Annotated in this window: 16 protein-coding genes; 9 read left to right on the top strand and 7 right to left on the bottom strand. The window is 40.6% G+C overall.

Annotated elements, in window-relative coordinates; all coding sequences use genetic code 11:
- Positions 1-85 precede the first annotated feature (85 nt).
- The 6 genes from DK924_RS00245 to DK924_RS00220 all read right to left on the bottom strand — a co-directional run bounded on the left by DK924_RS00245 (position 86) and on the right by DK924_RS00220 (position 8508).
- On the bottom strand, positions 86-3202 hold the full coding sequence (locus DK924_RS00245; RefSeq protein ID WP_109874053.1) for an efflux RND transporter permease subunit: 3117 nt from the start codon (positions 3200-3202) through the stop codon (positions 86-88).
- An 8-nt stretch (positions 3203-3210) separates the two neighbouring features.
- Entirely contained in the window at positions 3211-4710 is a 1500-nt protein-coding gene (locus tag DK924_RS00240) for an efflux RND transporter periplasmic adaptor subunit (RefSeq protein WP_109874052.1), read from the bottom strand.
- Positions 4700-6025 (bottom strand): TolC family protein, encoded by a 1326-nt coding sequence (locus DK924_RS00235; RefSeq protein WP_109874051.1) that lies wholly within the window; start codon positions 6023-6025, stop codon positions 4700-4702. The genes DK924_RS00240 and DK924_RS00235 overlap by 11 nt, the downstream gene beginning before the upstream one ends.
- Before the next feature lie 108 nt (positions 6026-6133).
- Entirely contained in the window at positions 6134-6508 is a 375-nt protein-coding gene (locus DK924_RS00230) for a hypothetical protein (protein ID WP_109874050.1), read from the bottom strand.
- A gap of 63 nt (positions 6509-6571) precedes the next feature.
- Complete coding sequence (locus DK924_RS00225; protein ID WP_010391723.1) at positions 6572-7180, bottom strand: paraquat-inducible protein A; 609 nt, start codon at positions 7178-7180, stop codon at positions 6572-6574.
- Between the two features lie 53 nt (positions 7181-7233).
- On the bottom strand, positions 7234-8508 hold the full coding sequence (locus tag DK924_RS00220) for an EAL and HDOD domain-containing protein (RefSeq protein WP_109874049.1): 1275 nt from the start codon (positions 8506-8508) through the stop codon (positions 7234-7236).
- A gap of 265 nt (positions 8509-8773) precedes the next feature.
- Between DK924_RS00220 and DK924_RS00215 the strand changes: the two genes are divergently transcribed.
- Both DK924_RS00215 and DK924_RS00210 read left to right on the top strand, forming a co-directional pair.
- Entirely contained in the window at positions 8774-9340 is a 567-nt protein-coding gene (locus DK924_RS00215; protein WP_010391720.1) for an alkylphosphonate utilization protein, read from the top strand.
- Positions 9341-9466: 126 nt separating this feature from the next.
- The gene (locus DK924_RS00210) at positions 9467-10273 is read left to right on the top strand and encodes an META domain-containing protein (protein ID WP_010391719.1); all 807 of its coding nucleotides are present in this window, start codon (positions 9467-9469) and stop codon (positions 10271-10273) included.
- Positions 10274-10341: 68 nt separating this feature from the next.
- Here DK924_RS00210 and DK924_RS00205 read toward each other — a convergent pair whose 3' ends face one another.
- A complete protein-coding gene (locus DK924_RS00205; RefSeq protein WP_055012396.1) occupies positions 10342-11181 on the bottom strand; it encodes a 23S rRNA (adenine(2030)-N(6))-methyltransferase RlmJ in 840 nt (279 codons plus the stop codon).
- A 238-nt stretch (positions 11182-11419) separates the two neighbouring features.
- On the opposite strand from DK924_RS00205, the gene DK924_RS00200 reads away from it, so the two are divergent.
- The 7 genes from DK924_RS00200 to DK924_RS00170 all read left to right on the top strand — a co-directional run bounded on the left by DK924_RS00200 (position 11420) and on the right by DK924_RS00170 (position 16676).
- Positions 11420-11650: a hypothetical protein gene (locus DK924_RS00200; protein ID WP_008113449.1), complete on the top strand. Its 231-nt coding sequence runs from the start codon at positions 11420-11422 to the stop codon at positions 11648-11650.
- A complete protein-coding gene (locus DK924_RS00195) occupies positions 11650-11955 on the top strand; it encodes a cell division protein ZapA (RefSeq protein ID WP_109874048.1) in 306 nt (101 codons plus the stop codon). The genes DK924_RS00200 and DK924_RS00195 overlap by 1 nt, the downstream gene beginning before the upstream one ends.
- A 55-nt stretch (positions 11956-12010) precedes the next feature.
- Entirely contained in the window at positions 12011-13030 is a 1020-nt protein-coding gene (locus DK924_RS00190) for an MBL fold metallo-hydrolase (protein ID WP_054202645.1), read from the top strand.
- Between the two features lie 56 nt (positions 13031-13086).
- Complete coding sequence (locus tag DK924_RS00185) at positions 13087-14535, top strand: transglycosylase SLT domain-containing protein (RefSeq protein ID WP_109874047.1); 1449 nt, start codon at positions 13087-13089, stop codon at positions 14533-14535.
- 66 nt (positions 14536-14601) lie between these two features.
- Positions 14602-15090: a peptidylprolyl isomerase gene (locus tag DK924_RS00180; protein WP_109874046.1), complete on the top strand. Its 489-nt coding sequence runs from the start codon at positions 14602-14604 to the stop codon at positions 15088-15090.
- Positions 15091-15111: 21 nt separating this feature from the next.
- On the top strand, positions 15112-15840 hold the full coding sequence (locus DK924_RS00175; RefSeq protein ID WP_054202648.1) for an SDR family NAD(P)-dependent oxidoreductase: 729 nt from the start codon (positions 15112-15114) through the stop codon (positions 15838-15840).
- The gene (locus DK924_RS00170; RefSeq protein WP_109874045.1) at positions 15837-16676 is read left to right on the top strand and encodes an amidohydrolase; all 840 of its coding nucleotides are present in this window, start codon (positions 15837-15839) and stop codon (positions 16674-16676) included. The genes DK924_RS00175 and DK924_RS00170 overlap by 4 nt, the downstream gene beginning before the upstream one ends.
- Positions 16677-16711: the final 35 nt, after the last annotated feature.

Genomic DNA, 16711 nt, shown 5'->3' with positions numbered 1-16711 from the left:
AAATGCAATAAAATCAGTAGATAAAGAAAAGATTGCCTAACTTGTACTGATATTTTCAGTACAAGTTACATAATCAATGTAAATATTATAGGTTGCGCTTTCGCCACAATAAATACACAGCAGGCAATACCAGCAATGTTAAAATAATAGCGCTAAACATACCGCCAACCATGGGGGCGGCTATTCGGCTCATTACTTCACTACCCGTGCCTGTGCCATAAAGCACCGGTAATAAGCCAATAACTATGGTTGCAACTGTCATCATTATCGGACGAACACGTAAGCCGGCACCTTCTAGTATCGCCTGTTTAAGCTGCTCTACACTCAAGCTTTTACCCATTTTAGAAGCAGCCTCTACCTGCGCTTTATAGGCTTGGTTTAAATACACCAACATTATAACGCCTATTTCTACGGCCACCCCAGCAAGGGCAATAAAGCCGACCCCCACAGCAACAGAGAAGTTAAAGCCTTCTAAGTACATTAGCCAGATACCGCCTATCATCGCCAGTGGTAAAGTCGCCATAATAATAAATACCTCGGTGAAGCTTCTAAAGTTAAGATAAAGCAGCACTACAATAATGGCTAAGGTAAGCGGTAACACATAACTTAGTTTAGCTTTAGCACGCTCCATGTATTCGTATTGCCCTGCCCAAGTTATAGAATACCCTGCGGGTAAAATTAGCTGCTCGTTTAGTAATTGCTGAGCATTTGCTACATAACTACCAATATCTGTATCTTTAATATCAATAAAGCTCCAACCATTTAAACGGGCATTTTCACTTTTTATCCCAGGAGGGCCATCACTAATAAATACATCCGCCACATCAGCAAGTGCGATACGTTGACCCGTTGGAGTAACAATAGGTAAAAGCATCAGTTCTTCAGGGGAGTCACGGTACGCTTGCGGATAACGAATATTTACTGGATAGCGCTCTTGACCCTCAACCGTTTCAGTCACATTCATGCCACCAATAGCGGTTGCGACTACTTGTTGCACATCAGCAATATTTAAACTGTAGCGCGCTGCTTTTTCACGGTTAATATCTACCTTAATATAACGCCCACCCGCTACACGCTCTGAGTAAACAGACGCCGTACCGGGAAGATCTTTAAGTAATACCTCTATTTGTTGACCTATTTTTTGAATTTCATTCAAATTAGGGCCCGCGACTTTTATACCCACAGGGGTTTTAATCCCTGTAGCCAGCATATCTATCCGCGTTTTAATTGGCATTACCCAAGCGTTAGTTAGCCCAGGAAATTTAACTAAAGTATCCAGCTCTTGTTTGAGCTTTTCAGTGGTCATGCCTTCGCGCCACTGATCCTTAGGCTTAAACTGTATAAAGGTTTCAATCATGGTCAGTGGTGCCGGATCGGTTGCCGTTTCCGCTCGTCCAATTTTACCAAATACGGTTTTCACCTCGGGCACAGTGGCAATCAACTTGTCGGTTTGCTGCAATAGCTCGCGCGCCTTACCTATTGAAATTCCTGGATAAGTAGTCGGCATATACATTAGATCCCCCTCATCAAGAGGTGGAATAAATTCACTGCCTATTTTATTTATCGGATAAAAGCCCATTAAAGTAATAACTAGCGCAATCAGCAAGGTACTTTTCGGAAATTTTAATACTAGATTTAACAGCGGCTTATAACTATTTACCAGTAAACGGTTAACTGGATTTTTATTTTCAGAGATCATCTTACCACGAATGAAATAACCCATCAGTACGGGTACTAAGGTAATTGCTAATCCAGCAGAAGCTGCCATTGCATAGGTTTTTGTATACGCTAATGGCGCAAACATTCGTCCTTCCTGAGCTTCTAAAATAAATACCGGCATAAAACTCACTGTAATGATTAATAAGCTAAAAAATAACGCAGGCCCAACTTCACTGGCAGAATCAATCACCACTTGCCAACGGTTTTCATCTGTTAGTGGCTGTTTCTCCATGTGCTTGTGCATATTTTCAATCATCACAATCGCACCATCGGTCATAGCACCAATCGCTATAGCAATCCCGCCTAATGACATGATATTGGCGTTAATACCCTGCCAGTACATAATAATAAAAGCGGTGAGTATGCCTAACGGTAAGGTAATAATAGCCACCAACGATGAGCGTACATGGAATAAAAACACCACACACACTAAAGCCACTACAATAAGCTCTTCCATCAATTTAGAAGTGAGGTTATCAACTGCGTCTTTTATTAAATGAGAGCGGTCGTACACAGGTACAATTTCAACCCCCTCTGGTAGCCCTTTTTTAAGTGACTCTAATTTAGCTTTAACGAGCTCTATGGTTTTTTGCGCGTTTTCACCAAAGCGCATAACCACTACGCCACCTGCCACCTCGCCTTCGCCGTTAAGCTCGGCAACACCGCGGCGCATTTGCGGACCTAAACGCACATTAGCAACATCACGTAACTGTAGTGCAGTACCGTTAGCGTTTATACCTAAAGGAATGGCTTCTAAATCAGCAACACTTTTTACGTAGCCAGTACTGGTTACCATGTATTCAGCTTCTGCCATCTCAACTACCGATGCACCCATTTCTTGATTGCCTTGCTTAATGGCAGTTTGAATAAGGCTTAGCGGAATACCATAAGCACGAAGCTTATCGGGCTGAACGTTTACTTGGTATTGTTTGACCATGCCGCCTACCGATGCCACTTCGGACACACCGGGTACAGTTTGCAGTTCAAATTTTAAAAACCAATCTTGTAAACTGCGTAATTGGCTGATGTCATGCTTACCGGTGGTATCAGTGAGTGCATATAAATACACCCAGCCAACGCCGGTGGCATCGGGGCCAAGCTCTGCAATTGCCGTACTAGGCAAACGGGCAGATACTTGACTTAGATATTCCTGAACACGACTTCGTGCCCAGTATAAATCAGTGTCTTCGTCAAAAATAACGTACACGTAGGAGTCGCCAAAGAAAGAAAAACCGCGTACTGTTTGCGCCCCAGGTACCGATAGCATTGCCGTGGTAATCGGGAATGTAACCTGATCTTGCACTACTTGCGGCGCTTGCCCGGGATAAGAGGTTTTAACAATAACCTGTACATCTGATAAGTCGGGCAAGGCATCTACAGGCGTGTTTTTTGCAGCAAACAAGCCGCCACCAACCAGCATTGCGGTCAGTAATAAAACAAAAAAACGGTTAACAACAGACCAGCGAATAATTGCAGTAATCATAACCACTCCTAGTGATGCTGACTGTGCGTAGCATGCACAGGCGTTATTGTATGAATCACAAATTCACCTTGCTTAATGCTAAAGGTAAAAGTAACTTCATCATTAGGCTTTAGCATCTCAGTCATTACATTTTTTGCTAGTATAAAGTCCATTGTTGCAGGTCCTCGGCCCCACTTTTCAATTGCCTCACGGCTGATATTCACAATACGATTATTAACATCAATACTATTAATTACTCCATTCACAGTTGCCGTATTTGGGTTGGCATCACTCATTTGCATACTGTTATGCGCAACTGCTTGCATACGTTTAAAGTCAGAGTTTTTACTCGACTCTGAATCAATTAAAAACTGTGCTGAAGTAACCACTTCATCGTCTGCCATAACACCTGATAAAATTTCGGTATTAGCCGCATCACTTCGCCCTAAAGTTACCTCGACCGATTTAAAACGACCTTCCCCAAGTGCAACTACAACACGGTTTTGGCTACCAGTGCGAATAACAGCTTCTTTAGGTACGATTAACTGTTTTTCAGCTTCTTGACTATGAATACTGACTTGAGCAAACATATTAGGCTTTAACTGATGGCCTTGGTTATCAAAGCGCAAACGTACTCTTAAAGTACGATTTTTAGCATCTAAGGTAGGGTAAATATAATCCACTTGCCCTTGCCAGCGTTGGCCACTTAAATAATCGAGTGTCATGGTTACAGGCAAGCCAACACGGATAAGTTCTGCTTGGCGCTCAAATACCTCAGCCTCAACCCATACTTCATCAAGCTGAGCAATACTCATCATTGAGGTATCAGGTTTAACATAAAATCCTTCACGAATATTAAGCTCATCAACAACACCACCTTGGCGGGCATAAAATGTTATGTTTTGCAGTACTTGCTGACCTTTTTGCAGGCGTGAAATAAAGCCATCAGACACATTGAGTGATTTTAAACGGGCTTTAGCGGCACGAATTAGCACCGGATTATTACGCTTCAACGCTAAAACAAACTCTTCTTGTGCATTCACTAACTGTGGTGAATATAAGGTATAAAGTGGCTCATCTTGTTTAACCTGATCACCCGCGGCTTTAACGTATAAGGTTTCGACCCATCCCTCTACGCGCGGATGAATATGAATTAGCTGCTCTTGGTTGTATTGCACATAACCTACCGTGTTAACTTCATTTTCAAGTGCAGCAAACGCAACAGGGGCGGTGCGCACACCTAAATTATTAATCACTGTGGGTGAAATTTTAATACTGCCAGGTCCTTCATTTGCGCCACTGTCTGACTCTTCGTAAACAGGCACTAAATCCATGCCCATGGGCGATAAACCAGGTTCGTCACGACGATAATTACTATCCATAGGTGCCACCCAATAAAGCGGCTCTTTTTTACTACTGGCTTTACTGTCAGTTGGCATAGAGTGCTCACTAGGTAAGCTTAATAATATCCCCGTAGTTAATGCCGCACTACATATAGCCACCAGTAATAATTTTAAATTAGTATTCATAGCTCGGCTCCTGCTGTGGTGTGTTTTTTAAGCTGGTATCATCAGCACTGGCGTAATAATTTAACCTTGCAATAATTATCTTTTGATCAACATGAATGTTTAGGGCGTCTATCTTGGCATTTAATTGACTAATACGCGCTTGCATCACATCTGAGAAATTACCATCATCGCGAGTGTAGGCATTTAGGGTCGCTTGAGCTTGCTCAGCCATTTGCGGCAGCAGCTTGGCTTGATAAAGCTCGGCGCGCTGATGAAGCCGCGCTAACTGGCTAACTTCCTTAAAGTACATCCCTTGTAGCTTTTTAAGGGCTATTAATTTTTGTGTTTTAGCTTCTTCGCTATCAGCAATGGCAGCATTTACTAGTTGGTCTTGGCGGTTATCGGTAAACAGCGGTAAATCAATACTTATACCCACAGAGAAAAGGTCTGCTCGCGAGCCACCCATTGGCATGTCATCACGATAACCGTACCCCATATTAACGCCAATTTGCGGTTTATAGCCTTGCTCAGCCACACTAATTTGAGTTTGCTTTGCCACTATTGCATTATCCATTGCCATAATTGCAGGATGCTTTAATAGCATGGTCATTAATTGCTGATACTCTAACTCGGTGTAGTTTTTTAATGCTGTAAGCTCTGAAAAGTCATCACTGACAGGCTGGCTCAGCATAGCGATAGGCAACCATTGTGTTAGCCGCTTTTTAGCACCTTGTAGCTGCTGCTCCAGTTGTATTAATTTATCTTCAAGGCGGGTTAACTCTAATTGCGCTCGAATAATATCTTGTTGGCGTGTTTTGCCCACCGAGCTTACATAGCTTGATTCTGTAATATCAATGAGCTGGGTAAACAAAGCTTTATCTTGCTCAATTAGTGCAATGCTTCGTTGCGCTCTATAAGCATTGAGCCATGACTCAGTAACTATGGTTTTTACTTGCGCGAGTCTATCTTTGCGCAGCCAAGGCTCTGCTGCAGCTGACTGAGAAAGGGCCTTTTGTTGAAGTGCTAGGCTATCGCCTCGGCTCAGTGATTGGCTAATTCCCACCTTAAATTGGGTCATATTTTCTTGATCAAAAGCAAAACCATTAGTTGGGAGGTTCATTAACCCTAATGTAAGCACTGGATCAGGTAAGGTTCCTGCGGCAATACTTTTTGCTTCAATTGATGATTGTTTTTGCTTGCTAGCTTTAAGCCAGGGCTCATGGTTTAAGGCATAGTTAATTGCCTCATTTAAACCTAGTTCAGCACTGTGTACAGAGACACTAATACTCAACAAGCTACTTATACACACGGATTTTAATACTGCGAAGTGATTCATCACTTGCTCCACTTAAATTTAATAATAACGAATGAAAACGATTAAATTTATAAGCAGATAGATGACAAAAAGCTAAATAACTAGATTTTAAATACACCTACCCTGCAATTATGCAGGCATAGGAGGACGGTAAAGAGAACATGCAAAGTTAGCTTGATGCTGTATTACAGCATGTTGCACTTTTTCAGAGGGTAATTTGGAGGCTATAAATAGTGAGTTTACATGCAAGGCTGAATGCGAACTACAAGCACTCATCGGGCAACTGCAATCTTGGGTTAACGTGCTTTGCTCACTACAGCAATCCATAGACATGGTTGTTGTATCAGCGTCGTCGTTCATTGCCATCTCACTATGCTGCATCGATGCATGGGTTGCCATGTTCGTATGCGGCATATCACATACCATAGATACAGACGCAACGGCTTGACCCACAAAAGTGAGTATCAAAGTTAGCGTGAGTAAAATACAGTAAATACGTTGCAATGAATTAACCTAAAAATAAATAGACGTTTAAAGTTTATGGGAACTGTGTTTAAAACTCAATAATTAACTGGTTTTTACTACTGGCTTTATGAAGCTACTGGCCGCAATGGCGAACAAGCAATAGCCGGTAAAATACCAAAAACCAGTACCAAACTCAGCATGCATATTAAGTAAATCTTCTGAGTTCGCGTTTGCATTACCAGCCATGTAAGCCACTATTAATGCAATAACAAACACATCCACCATACTCCATTTACTTAAACCGATAATCACCTTACCAAGATTGTGCTTAAACGAAGTCTCCTTCAGCACACAATACAACAATTGAAGCAGCAGCTTAATTGTTGGAATCACCATTGAAAAAAACGCCACTAATATCGCCACTAAGTAGTTTTTGTTATCGGCCAGTTCGTTAACGGTGCCCCAAATACTGCGCGTTTTTTGATAAGCGCTGATCTCGCCTTCAAGTTTATCTAACCCCAACATACTCGAGATCATCATTAGCATATTACGGGTGTTTTGATTTCCTTCATCTGCCAACATTTCAATGCCCGCCTCAGCAAGTTTAGACTTATCAATTTTACCTTCCATACTCAGTACGGGCTGAGTCACCCCGGGAATTAATAAAGCTAAGGCAATTAAAATAGTGGTAATAGGTAAAAATAAACGCATGGTGTAATACTAAGTAAAATCAATATGTGCCAATCATACCCAAACGTTTTGCGTTAGTCTTGCTCAATAATGGTGGCCAATAGTTCATCCGCATACTGGCGTGCATCCAACATGGCGCTAAATACGGTCTCAATATTCGAGGCTGGGCGAATAGTTTCTAACAACTTTTTAGCCAATTGCCAATTATCTTCCTCTACCGCTTTTATTAAATGTAAAGAATTACCCATCATGCCTTCAAAACTTAATAGTGCACCAGATAACTCAGCCCCTAAACTAAACTCTTTAGCAATAGCTTCCAGCTCCATATCTAAAATAGCATCAAGCACCGACATTAAGCCGACTAAATAACCTTGTTCTGCAATGACTTTTCCGCCTGGTTCTAAAATTATTTGCATGAACTGCGCTCGACATAAGCCTAAACGAGTAAGTTCACTGGGCTTATCTGAGCCAAGCTCGCTTAGCGCCAATACTCGTACAAACTTTCTAATAGAATCTTCCCCTAAATACACAACCGCCTGAGGAATAGACGTTATCACTAAATTTTTATTAGCAGAGCGAGCATTCACTAGTTTTAGGACGCGTGCAGTCAAACCGACATCTTTAGAAATGCGTTGATTAATTTCATTAAAGTCTAAATCTGTGCGGGATGTGCAACGCAGTAAGTCTAAAACAGCCATTTTTAGAGGTTCGATACTGTTGTAACTTAACATTTCTGGATGTGCAAAAAAGAACCCTTGAAAGTAATCGCATCCAGCCTCTTTAAGCTGCCTAAATTCATCATAGGTTTCAATTCGCTCTACCACTATTTTAATATTAGGAAAATTGCGTTTGAGCTTTTTCAGCAACATGCTGGTTTTTATTACCGGCTCTTCAACTTCAAGCTTAATATAATCAACCAAACTGAGTAATGGCTGCCATTTTTCATGTGAGTCGTAGTCATCTAACGCAAATACATATCCTGCTTTTTTTAACTCTGTCACTCTCTCAACAACAAGCTCTATATTTTCAGTACGCTCAACAATTTCAATTACAGTATTCTCAGGCTGTAATAATTTAGGCAAATCCTCTAAAAGCCCCTCGCTCGATAAATTAATAAACGCAGTTTGATTGAGCGTTAGCTTTTCTATGCCAACCAGCATTAGCGCATTAAAAAAAAGTCGCCCAGTGGCTTGCCCGTCAGTTGTTCCTACAGGAAAAGCATTGTTAACTGAATCGCGATAGAGCAACTCATAAGCAAAAATACTTTTATCACCGTCAAAAATTGGTTGCCTAGCAATATATTGAGTAACCAAAATAGATGAATTTTTTACCTCTAGATTATTTGGCATTAACCTTCCTACTTAACAGTGATGTCATCATTATTTTTTATTATTTAACCAGTATAGTGAAACTTTAAAGACTTGCTGCAATTTTAATTAGATTAAAAACAAACAAATAAGACTAAATTTATAACCCTAGAGCAGAATTGTTAGTATCCTCATTTTTTATAGGGTTTTTGAGTTTACAACTGCTCTAAGCATACCCAAAGGTTATGGTTATAAGGTATAATGCGATTATTATTTTTTTATAAACTCACAAAAAAGAGTCCCTTATATGAGCATTGAACAAGCCTTAATAGAACGTAGCAGTAACCAATGTGAACTCTGCGCAGCAACAGACAACCTAACTGTATACGAAGTTCCTCCTGTTACCGAAGCTCATTCAGATAAATGCATCTACACCTGTCAAACATGTAAAGATCAAATTGAAGGCAATAGCGATTTAACCCCGACCCATTGGCATTGCTTAAATGACAGTATGTGGAGTCAAACACCTGCGGTACAAGTTGTTGCTTATCGCATGCTGACTCAGTTAGCAGCTGATAACGGATGGGCACAAGACGCGCTAGATATGATTTACCTTGAAGAAGACACATTAACATGGGCGCAGCAAGCGCTTGCTGAAGATGATGATATTAAACACATTGATAGCAATGGTGTAGTACTACAAGCTGGCGACACCGTCACGTTAATAAAAGATTTAGATGTGAAAGGTAGCAGCTTAACAGCAAAGCGCGGTACAGCCGTGCGCAATATTGGCTTAACCAGCAACCCTGAACATATTGAAGGACGTGTTGATGGACAGCGTATTGTAATTTTAACTAAATACGTAAAAAAATAAGTAATAAATCAAGGCGCCTAGCGCCTTTTTTTATATCTCGACTTTCTTTATTTGCTAGTTAAGCAATGATTAAGCAATTCAACCGTATGCTAGCGACCTCATACCATACTCCATCAAGGAACTCTTATGTTCTCATCGAAGCCAAATTCAATGTTAAAGTCGATTGCAGGCTTGTGTTTTCTAGCAAGTGGCACACTTATGCTGAGCGCATGTAACGATGACGCAGCACAACAAAATAGTGCTGTGGCGCAAACAATGACCACCTTACCTGTGCAAGTTAGTTACTTAGATCGCAGCCTAATTGCGCCTAATTCACAGCTAACCGTTACCTTGGTTGATGTGTCAAAAATGGATGTGGCAGCAACGGTTATCTCTGAGCAGGTAATTGATTTAGTAGGCGCACCGCCTTATAAAGTAGAGCTTGAGTATAACCTTGAAAAGATTGACCCAACTCACCGCTATAGCGTGCGTGCAACCATTAATAATCAAGGAAACTTGCTATACACCAGCACAACGAGTAACTCGCCTTTTGATAATACGGCCTCATCAGAGCCTTTAGAAATTATTGTTTCAAAAGTAGCGCCAAAGCCAGACGTTGACTTAGTAAACACCTATTTCAAAGCCGTTTCAATCGATGGCAACCCCGTTGTAGTGAATACCAAAGAACCATTTATTCAGTTTAATAGTGATAACACCGTACACGGCTTTTTAGGATGTAATAACTTTAATGGCGGTTATGAAGTATCGAAGCAAGCAGTGACTTTTACGCAGTTAGCTACCACGCAAAAAATGTGTCATGACAATATGGAACAAGAAAGCGCGATGGCGGCTGTGCTTCAGGCAGCAACGCAATGGCAAATTAATGGTGAAAAATTAGTATTACAAAATGAGGCAGGCAACCAACTTGCTACCTTTAACGCTGTTTACTTTTGATTAAGAACGTAATAATACCCCACATCTAAGCAAATAAATAAGCCCAGTTAAACTGGGCTTATTTATTTTTATTCGGCGACTAACTGCTCGCTACGGTAAAAACCACTAGGCTTACTCAACAAGCTTACTAGTTCAGGTAACACGTCATCCATCGTTTGTTTCAGCTTCCATGGTGGATTTATAACTATCATTCCAGAGGCGGTCATACCATGTACTTCTGTGTCTGCTTCGGTACCTAATTCAAATAATTGAATATTTTTAATTCCCGCGTCAATTAAACCCTGCTCCATATTATCAATACGTTCTCTGTCCACAACCGGATACCAAATCATATATGTACCCGTCGCAAAGCGTTGGTGGGCTTTGACAATGGTTTGTACTACCGTATTGTAATCGTCTTTTATTTCATAAGGTGGGTCTATTAACACACAGGCTCTGCGCGAAGCTGGCGGTAATAAACCAATTAAGCCCGCAAACCCATTTTCGCCGCGTACTCGAATAGAGCGCTTACCTTGCATGTTTTCTTCAAGTAATACCAAATCTCGCGGATGCAACTCAAAAAACCAGCCCTTATCTTGGCGGCGCAAAAAGTGTTCGGCGATTTTTGGTGAACCTGGGTAAAACGCCAGAGACGAACTTTCATTAAACGATTTTATTAACTCAATGTAGTCGTTTAAGGCACCGTGCTGACTGGTATGTTGCCAAAGTTTTTCTATGCCATCTTGGTACTCTTGGGTTTTTTGCGCGTCCGGTGCTGCCAGCTCAAAAAAACCAGCACCCGAATGCGTATCGATATAGTCAAGCGGCTTATCTTTTATTGTTTGATAACCCAGCACTTGCGCTAACACTAAATGTTTAAGTACATCGGCAGGGTTACCCGCATGAAAGGAGTGTCTGTAACTAAGCATTATTTATTTTCGCCATACGCTGTTTAATAAAATTAGTGAACCATAAAGCACACTGCTTTGGCAATCGTCACAGCAAAAGCGGGTGTTTACGTGAACCATTTCTGAATGAAAAAGCCAATAGCATGAATTATCCCTTAACATAGAATAAAAATCACCTAAAACCAGCGTAAATGCTGGCAAATAAACACACTTTGCTTTACATTTGCATGACATTAATTACAGTTATATGAGCGCATTTATGAACAACAATACTCTTCAACAACTCGAACAACTGATCGACCAACTAATTACCCGTAATAATCAGTTGCAAACTGATATTACAGAGCTTAAAGAGCAAAACAGTAAACTGCTTGATGAAAATGAGTTATTACAGTTAGAAGCCCTTGAAAATGAAGAAAAACAAAAAGATGCAAGCACCACCTTGTCGTCATTATTAGATAAATTACAAAGCGCACAACAGGCAAGCTAATGTCTGAGCTGCAAAACCAGCGAGTCACTGTTGAATTGCTTGGTAAAGAGCAGCAATTTGCTTGTCCGGCTGGGCAAGAAGAGGCACTAAAAGCGGCCGCCAAAAATCTGAATGATTTAGTTGAACAAATGAAACAACGTTCAACTGTCAGAAACGATCAAAAAGCATTACTTATGGCTGCTTTGAATTTAAGCCACGAATTGCTTGAAGCAAAAACTCAAAAATCAGTTGAGCTTGAGCATCAAGATCTATTGATTGATAAACTGAGTCAATACTTAAGCTCAAACTCTGAACACACTAAATAAAAGCGCATTTTGCGCTTTTATTGTTTTTACCGTCAAAATATAATTAGAGAAAAAGATGCAACCACTTTTAACTAAAGCTCAAAAAATAGGTAAGTGCTTACTCCCTTTAATCTGCCTATTTATACATACAAAAAGCAATGCAGCAGTTGAGTGGCAATCGTTATCGGCTAATATTCAATTTATCAAGCAGCCAGATAGGTTACGTTTTTACGACTCTAATCAAGTGTTAATTCAGGGCAGTGAGTGTGCCTTACTGGTAGATGCCAGTGGTAACTTTGCAGCAGTAGAACAACTGGTTACCGAACTAAAACAACAGCTAAAGACGCCTTTATGTTACTTAGTTGCCACTCATTTTCATGACGATCACTTGCTGGGCATGGCGGTTATGCAGCATTACTTCCCAGACGCAAAACTGATTTCTCACCAACAAGTCGCTAACGACTTTTCGCGTTATCAGCAAGCATTAACAGACAAGCTAGAGGGGTTCGAGAAAAGCATTGAGTTGAGCTATCAGCGATTAGCCACCTTACCCGATGCTGAGCAAGCTCAATGGCGAGAAAAGCTCACTCGCGCTAAAACACGCTTATTTCGCTGGCAGAATTATCAACTAACACCACCAAAAATGAGTATTAGTGAGCCTAAAACATTAGATTTAGGAAATTATGTATTAACTATCAACCCGCATCAGGCACATACTAATGGCGATCTAACACTGCTTGCCGACAAAGGTAAAACCTTAATAGGTGGTGATATCATTGACTGGCTTCCCTACCCTGGGCATGGCGAGCTTAAACAATGGCAAAGTTTATTAAAAAAATATATAAATAATAATTCGCTGTCACTTTTTGTTCCTGGCCATGGCAATTTAGTCGATAAAGTTAAATTAAAACAGTCACTCACGTTTTTAGAAGCAATTACGGAGCAGGTTAAAAACAACCCTGAAGCCAGTATTGAGCAATTACAAAAAAAATTCCCAAGTGAAGTACTAAAACCTTACCAACAAGAACCACTTGATATAAAATCAAGTAACTTATTTTTGCAATCGGGATTACTTCGCGCTAAAAACAGTCAATAACTGAACACAATGGATTGTGTTAAAATATGGAAATATATTTTTTAAAAAGGAACAAAATGCGTCACCTGATCTTATGCTTTGCCATTGTATTGCTATGTAGCTGTAAAACCACACAGCCAGAGATCATTGCGCCTGTAGTCCCTGCACCTGTAGAGCAAAAAACCGCACAATCAAACACGCCGAACTCTACAAACACCAAAAAAATCATTAATAAAAAAACAATACCTAAAGCCCTAAAAGTAACTCAACCAACTGACTTATGGGCACATATTGCTGATAACTTACATTTACCGGTTGAGCAAAATCAGGCGTTAAAGAAACGCATTAACTGGTATTTAAAACAACCGAATTATTTAAATATAGTGTCTCGCCGTGCAGAGCCTTTTTTATATCATATCGTAAAAAAAGTAGAGCAAAAGCAGCTCCCTATGGAACTGGCATTACTGCCATTTGTAGAAAGTGGCTTTAGACCTACCGCCCGCTCAAGTGAGCACGCTGTGGGTGTGTGGCAACTGGTTGCAGCAACTGCACATCATTTTGGGGTTAAATCAGATCAATGGTACGACGGACGCCAAGATGTATTGGCCTCAACCGATGCAGCACTAGATTACTTAAGCTATTTACATAAACGTTTTGATGGTAATTGGTTGCATGCACTTGCGGCCTATAACACCGGTGAAGGCCGAGTTAAACGTGCAATAAAACGCAATCAAAAACGAGGGAAGTCAACTGACTTTTGGGAACTAACCCTACCAAAAGAAACCGCTGACTATGTACCAAAACTATTAGCATTAAGCTATTTAGTAAAACACCCTAAGGCAAAATTTAAACGCCCAAAGCTTCCTTATAAAGCACTGACCACCTCGTTAAATGTGGCAAAACAGTTCGACTTTTCAATTATGGCCAAGCTCTCTGGTATGGGGGTAAAGCAGCTGCATGCTCTTAATCGCGGTTATTTAAAAAATCAAAGCTCCCCCCACGGCCCTCATACTTTGTTACTTCCTATTGAGCAACAAGCTTTACTAAAAAACCGTTTTTTTAAAGCCAATTTTGCAGGCGAATACATAGTCAAAAAAAATGACACACTATACGGTATTGCTAAGCATTTTGGCTTGCCTTTAAAGGCACTAAAACAGCTCAATAATAAGCAAAATAACTTTATTGGTGTTGGCGAAAAACTTATTTTAGGAGAGCCTCAAACGTTACCTGAATCGCTCACTATTAACTATAAAATAAGCCCTTACTTGGAACAAAAAGAGCCCGTCATTCCAACCATCGAGGTAGATTACCACGTTAAACCCGGTGATAACCTGTGGAATATAAGTCAGTTGTATGGCGTTGCTCATAGCGATTTAGCACGTTGGAATAAGTTATCAGCATCTAGCGTATTAAAGCCTGGGACTCAGTTAGTTTTATTTATACCCCAAGCTGCGACACCTAAAACCACACCGGCTAAAAAAGATCTGTTACTCGACTTACAAAATACATTAAATCATCCCCGTTAAGTTTCTAAAGCGCAGTATTTCGCGTAAAATTGCTTTTTAATTTATTTAAATCTTAAAGAGACATGCATGCAAATCAGTAAAAATTCGGCCGTTGAATTTCATTACACCCTTAGCGAAGCCGGTGAACAAATAGAAAGTAGCCTTAACGACGCGCCATTAAGTTACATTCACGGCAGCGAAGGCATGCTACCCGGTTTAGAAACCGCACTTGAAGATAAAACTGCTGGTGATAAATTTAGCGTAACGTTATCTCCAAGTGAATCATACGGCGAGCGTGTTGATGATTTAATTCAGCGCATTCCGCTTAAGCATTTACAAGGCGATGTAAAAGTGTGGAAGCCAGGTATGACTGCAATGGTGCAATCAAATCAGGGTCGCCATCAAGTGACTATCGTAAAAGTAGGCCGCTTTAATGCTGATTGTGATTTAAACCACCCATTTGCTGGTAAAACGCTGACCTTTGATGTTGAGGTTGTATCAGTTCGTGAAGCAACAAGCGAAGAAATCTCTCATGGCCACGTTCATGCTGAAGGTGGTTGCGGCCACGCACATTAATTGCTAATTAGAGGAACAAGTATGTCAAAAGTTGCAATAGTAACCGGTGGCTCTAAAGGCATTGGCTTTGCTGTGGTACAGCGATTATTAACTAACGGCTATCAGGTTCATAACTTAGATATTGAGCCAAGTGAGAGTGGTGTTTTTCATCAATGTGATGTTAGTGATGTAACCGCCGTACGCCAGTGTATACAGGCTATTATTGAAAAAACACAACGTATTGATGTACTTGTTTCAAACGCTGGTAAGCATCTAAGTGCCACAATTGAGCACACCGATGAAGCGACATTCGATGCGTTAATGGCACTGAATGTTAAAGGTGCGTACGCGGCTATACAAAGCGTATTACCAACAATGAAAGCACAAAAAAATGGCGCTATTGTGTTAATTGCCTCAGATCAGGCCATTATAGGCAAACAAAATTCATTTGCTTATAACTTAACTAAGCACGCATTGGCTTCAATGGCTAAAACCACCGCCTTGGATTACGCAAGCTTTAATATTCGCGCTAATGCAGTGTGCCCTGGCACCATAGAAACGCCGTTATTTCATAATGCAATTGATGCATATTGTAAAAGAAGTGGTGCTAACAAAGCCGATATTGTTGCAGAAGAAGCCGCCTTACAACCGCTCAACCGTTTAGGTCAAGCCGATGAAGTTGCTGCACTGGTAAGCTTTTTAGTAAGTGCAGATGCCAGCTTTATTACTGGTAGCTTACAACGTATTGATGGCGGCTACACAGCACAATGAGCACTAAAATTATTGACCCGCATCTGCACTTTTTTAATTTGCTGGAGGGTCAATACACTTGGCTACAAGGTGCGAACCCACCAGCTTGGTCTAACTTAGATAAAATAAAGCAGCCCATCAGCGTTGCTGAACTGATCAAAAGTACTAACTTTGAACTCGCAGGTTTAGTGCACATAGAAGCTGGGTTTGATAATAACCAGCCTGTTAAAGAATTAAACTGGTTAACCAAACATATTAAAACTATACCTTATAAAGCAATTAGCTTTGCAACAATTAACCAGTCAAATAACGCATTTAAACTAGCACTTCAGCAGCTAGATCATCACTCTCTTGTAGGCATTAGAGATATCACTGAAGGTCATGATGCCGAGCGCTTATTGAGCCCTCATTGTCTCGATAACCTGCGGCACTTGAGCCAATTAAAGCTGCATTTTGAAGCCCAATTTGAAGTAGAAAACCTCAACATCACCGAGCGGCTCATTTCTTATGCCAACCAAGTTAGTGACTTACAAATAATCATTAATCACGCAGGGCTTGCACACAACCTTGCTAACTGGGCAACTGCTATTGAACTACTTGCAAAACAGCCTAATGTTGCGATTAAGTTTTCAGGTTTTGAATTACTCATGCTTAATAGCGAGCAGCAAAACCAATGTTTTAAACATATTTTAAAGCATTTTGGTATGCAAAGAGTGATGTTTGCTAGCAACTTCCCCGTGTGCCAAATTAATATTAACTACAACGAGTTATGGCAACATTATCGCAGCCTGTGTAGCGACGATCTTACATGGCAATATTTGAGTTACAAAAATGCTGCAAGCCTCTATCAACTCTAAATGAAAACCGCTATATTTAGCTCAACAGTTTAAAA

Origin of the sequence: Pseudoalteromonas sp. meg-B1, assembly GCF_003173795.1 — a bacterium.
In the GTDB taxonomy this organism is placed as follows: Bacteria; Pseudomonadota; Gammaproteobacteria; order Enterobacterales; family Alteromonadaceae; genus Pseudoalteromonas; species Pseudoalteromonas undina.
The sequence above is the reverse complement of the archived record's forward strand: the minus strand, read 5'-3'. Positions and strand labels throughout refer to the sequence as shown.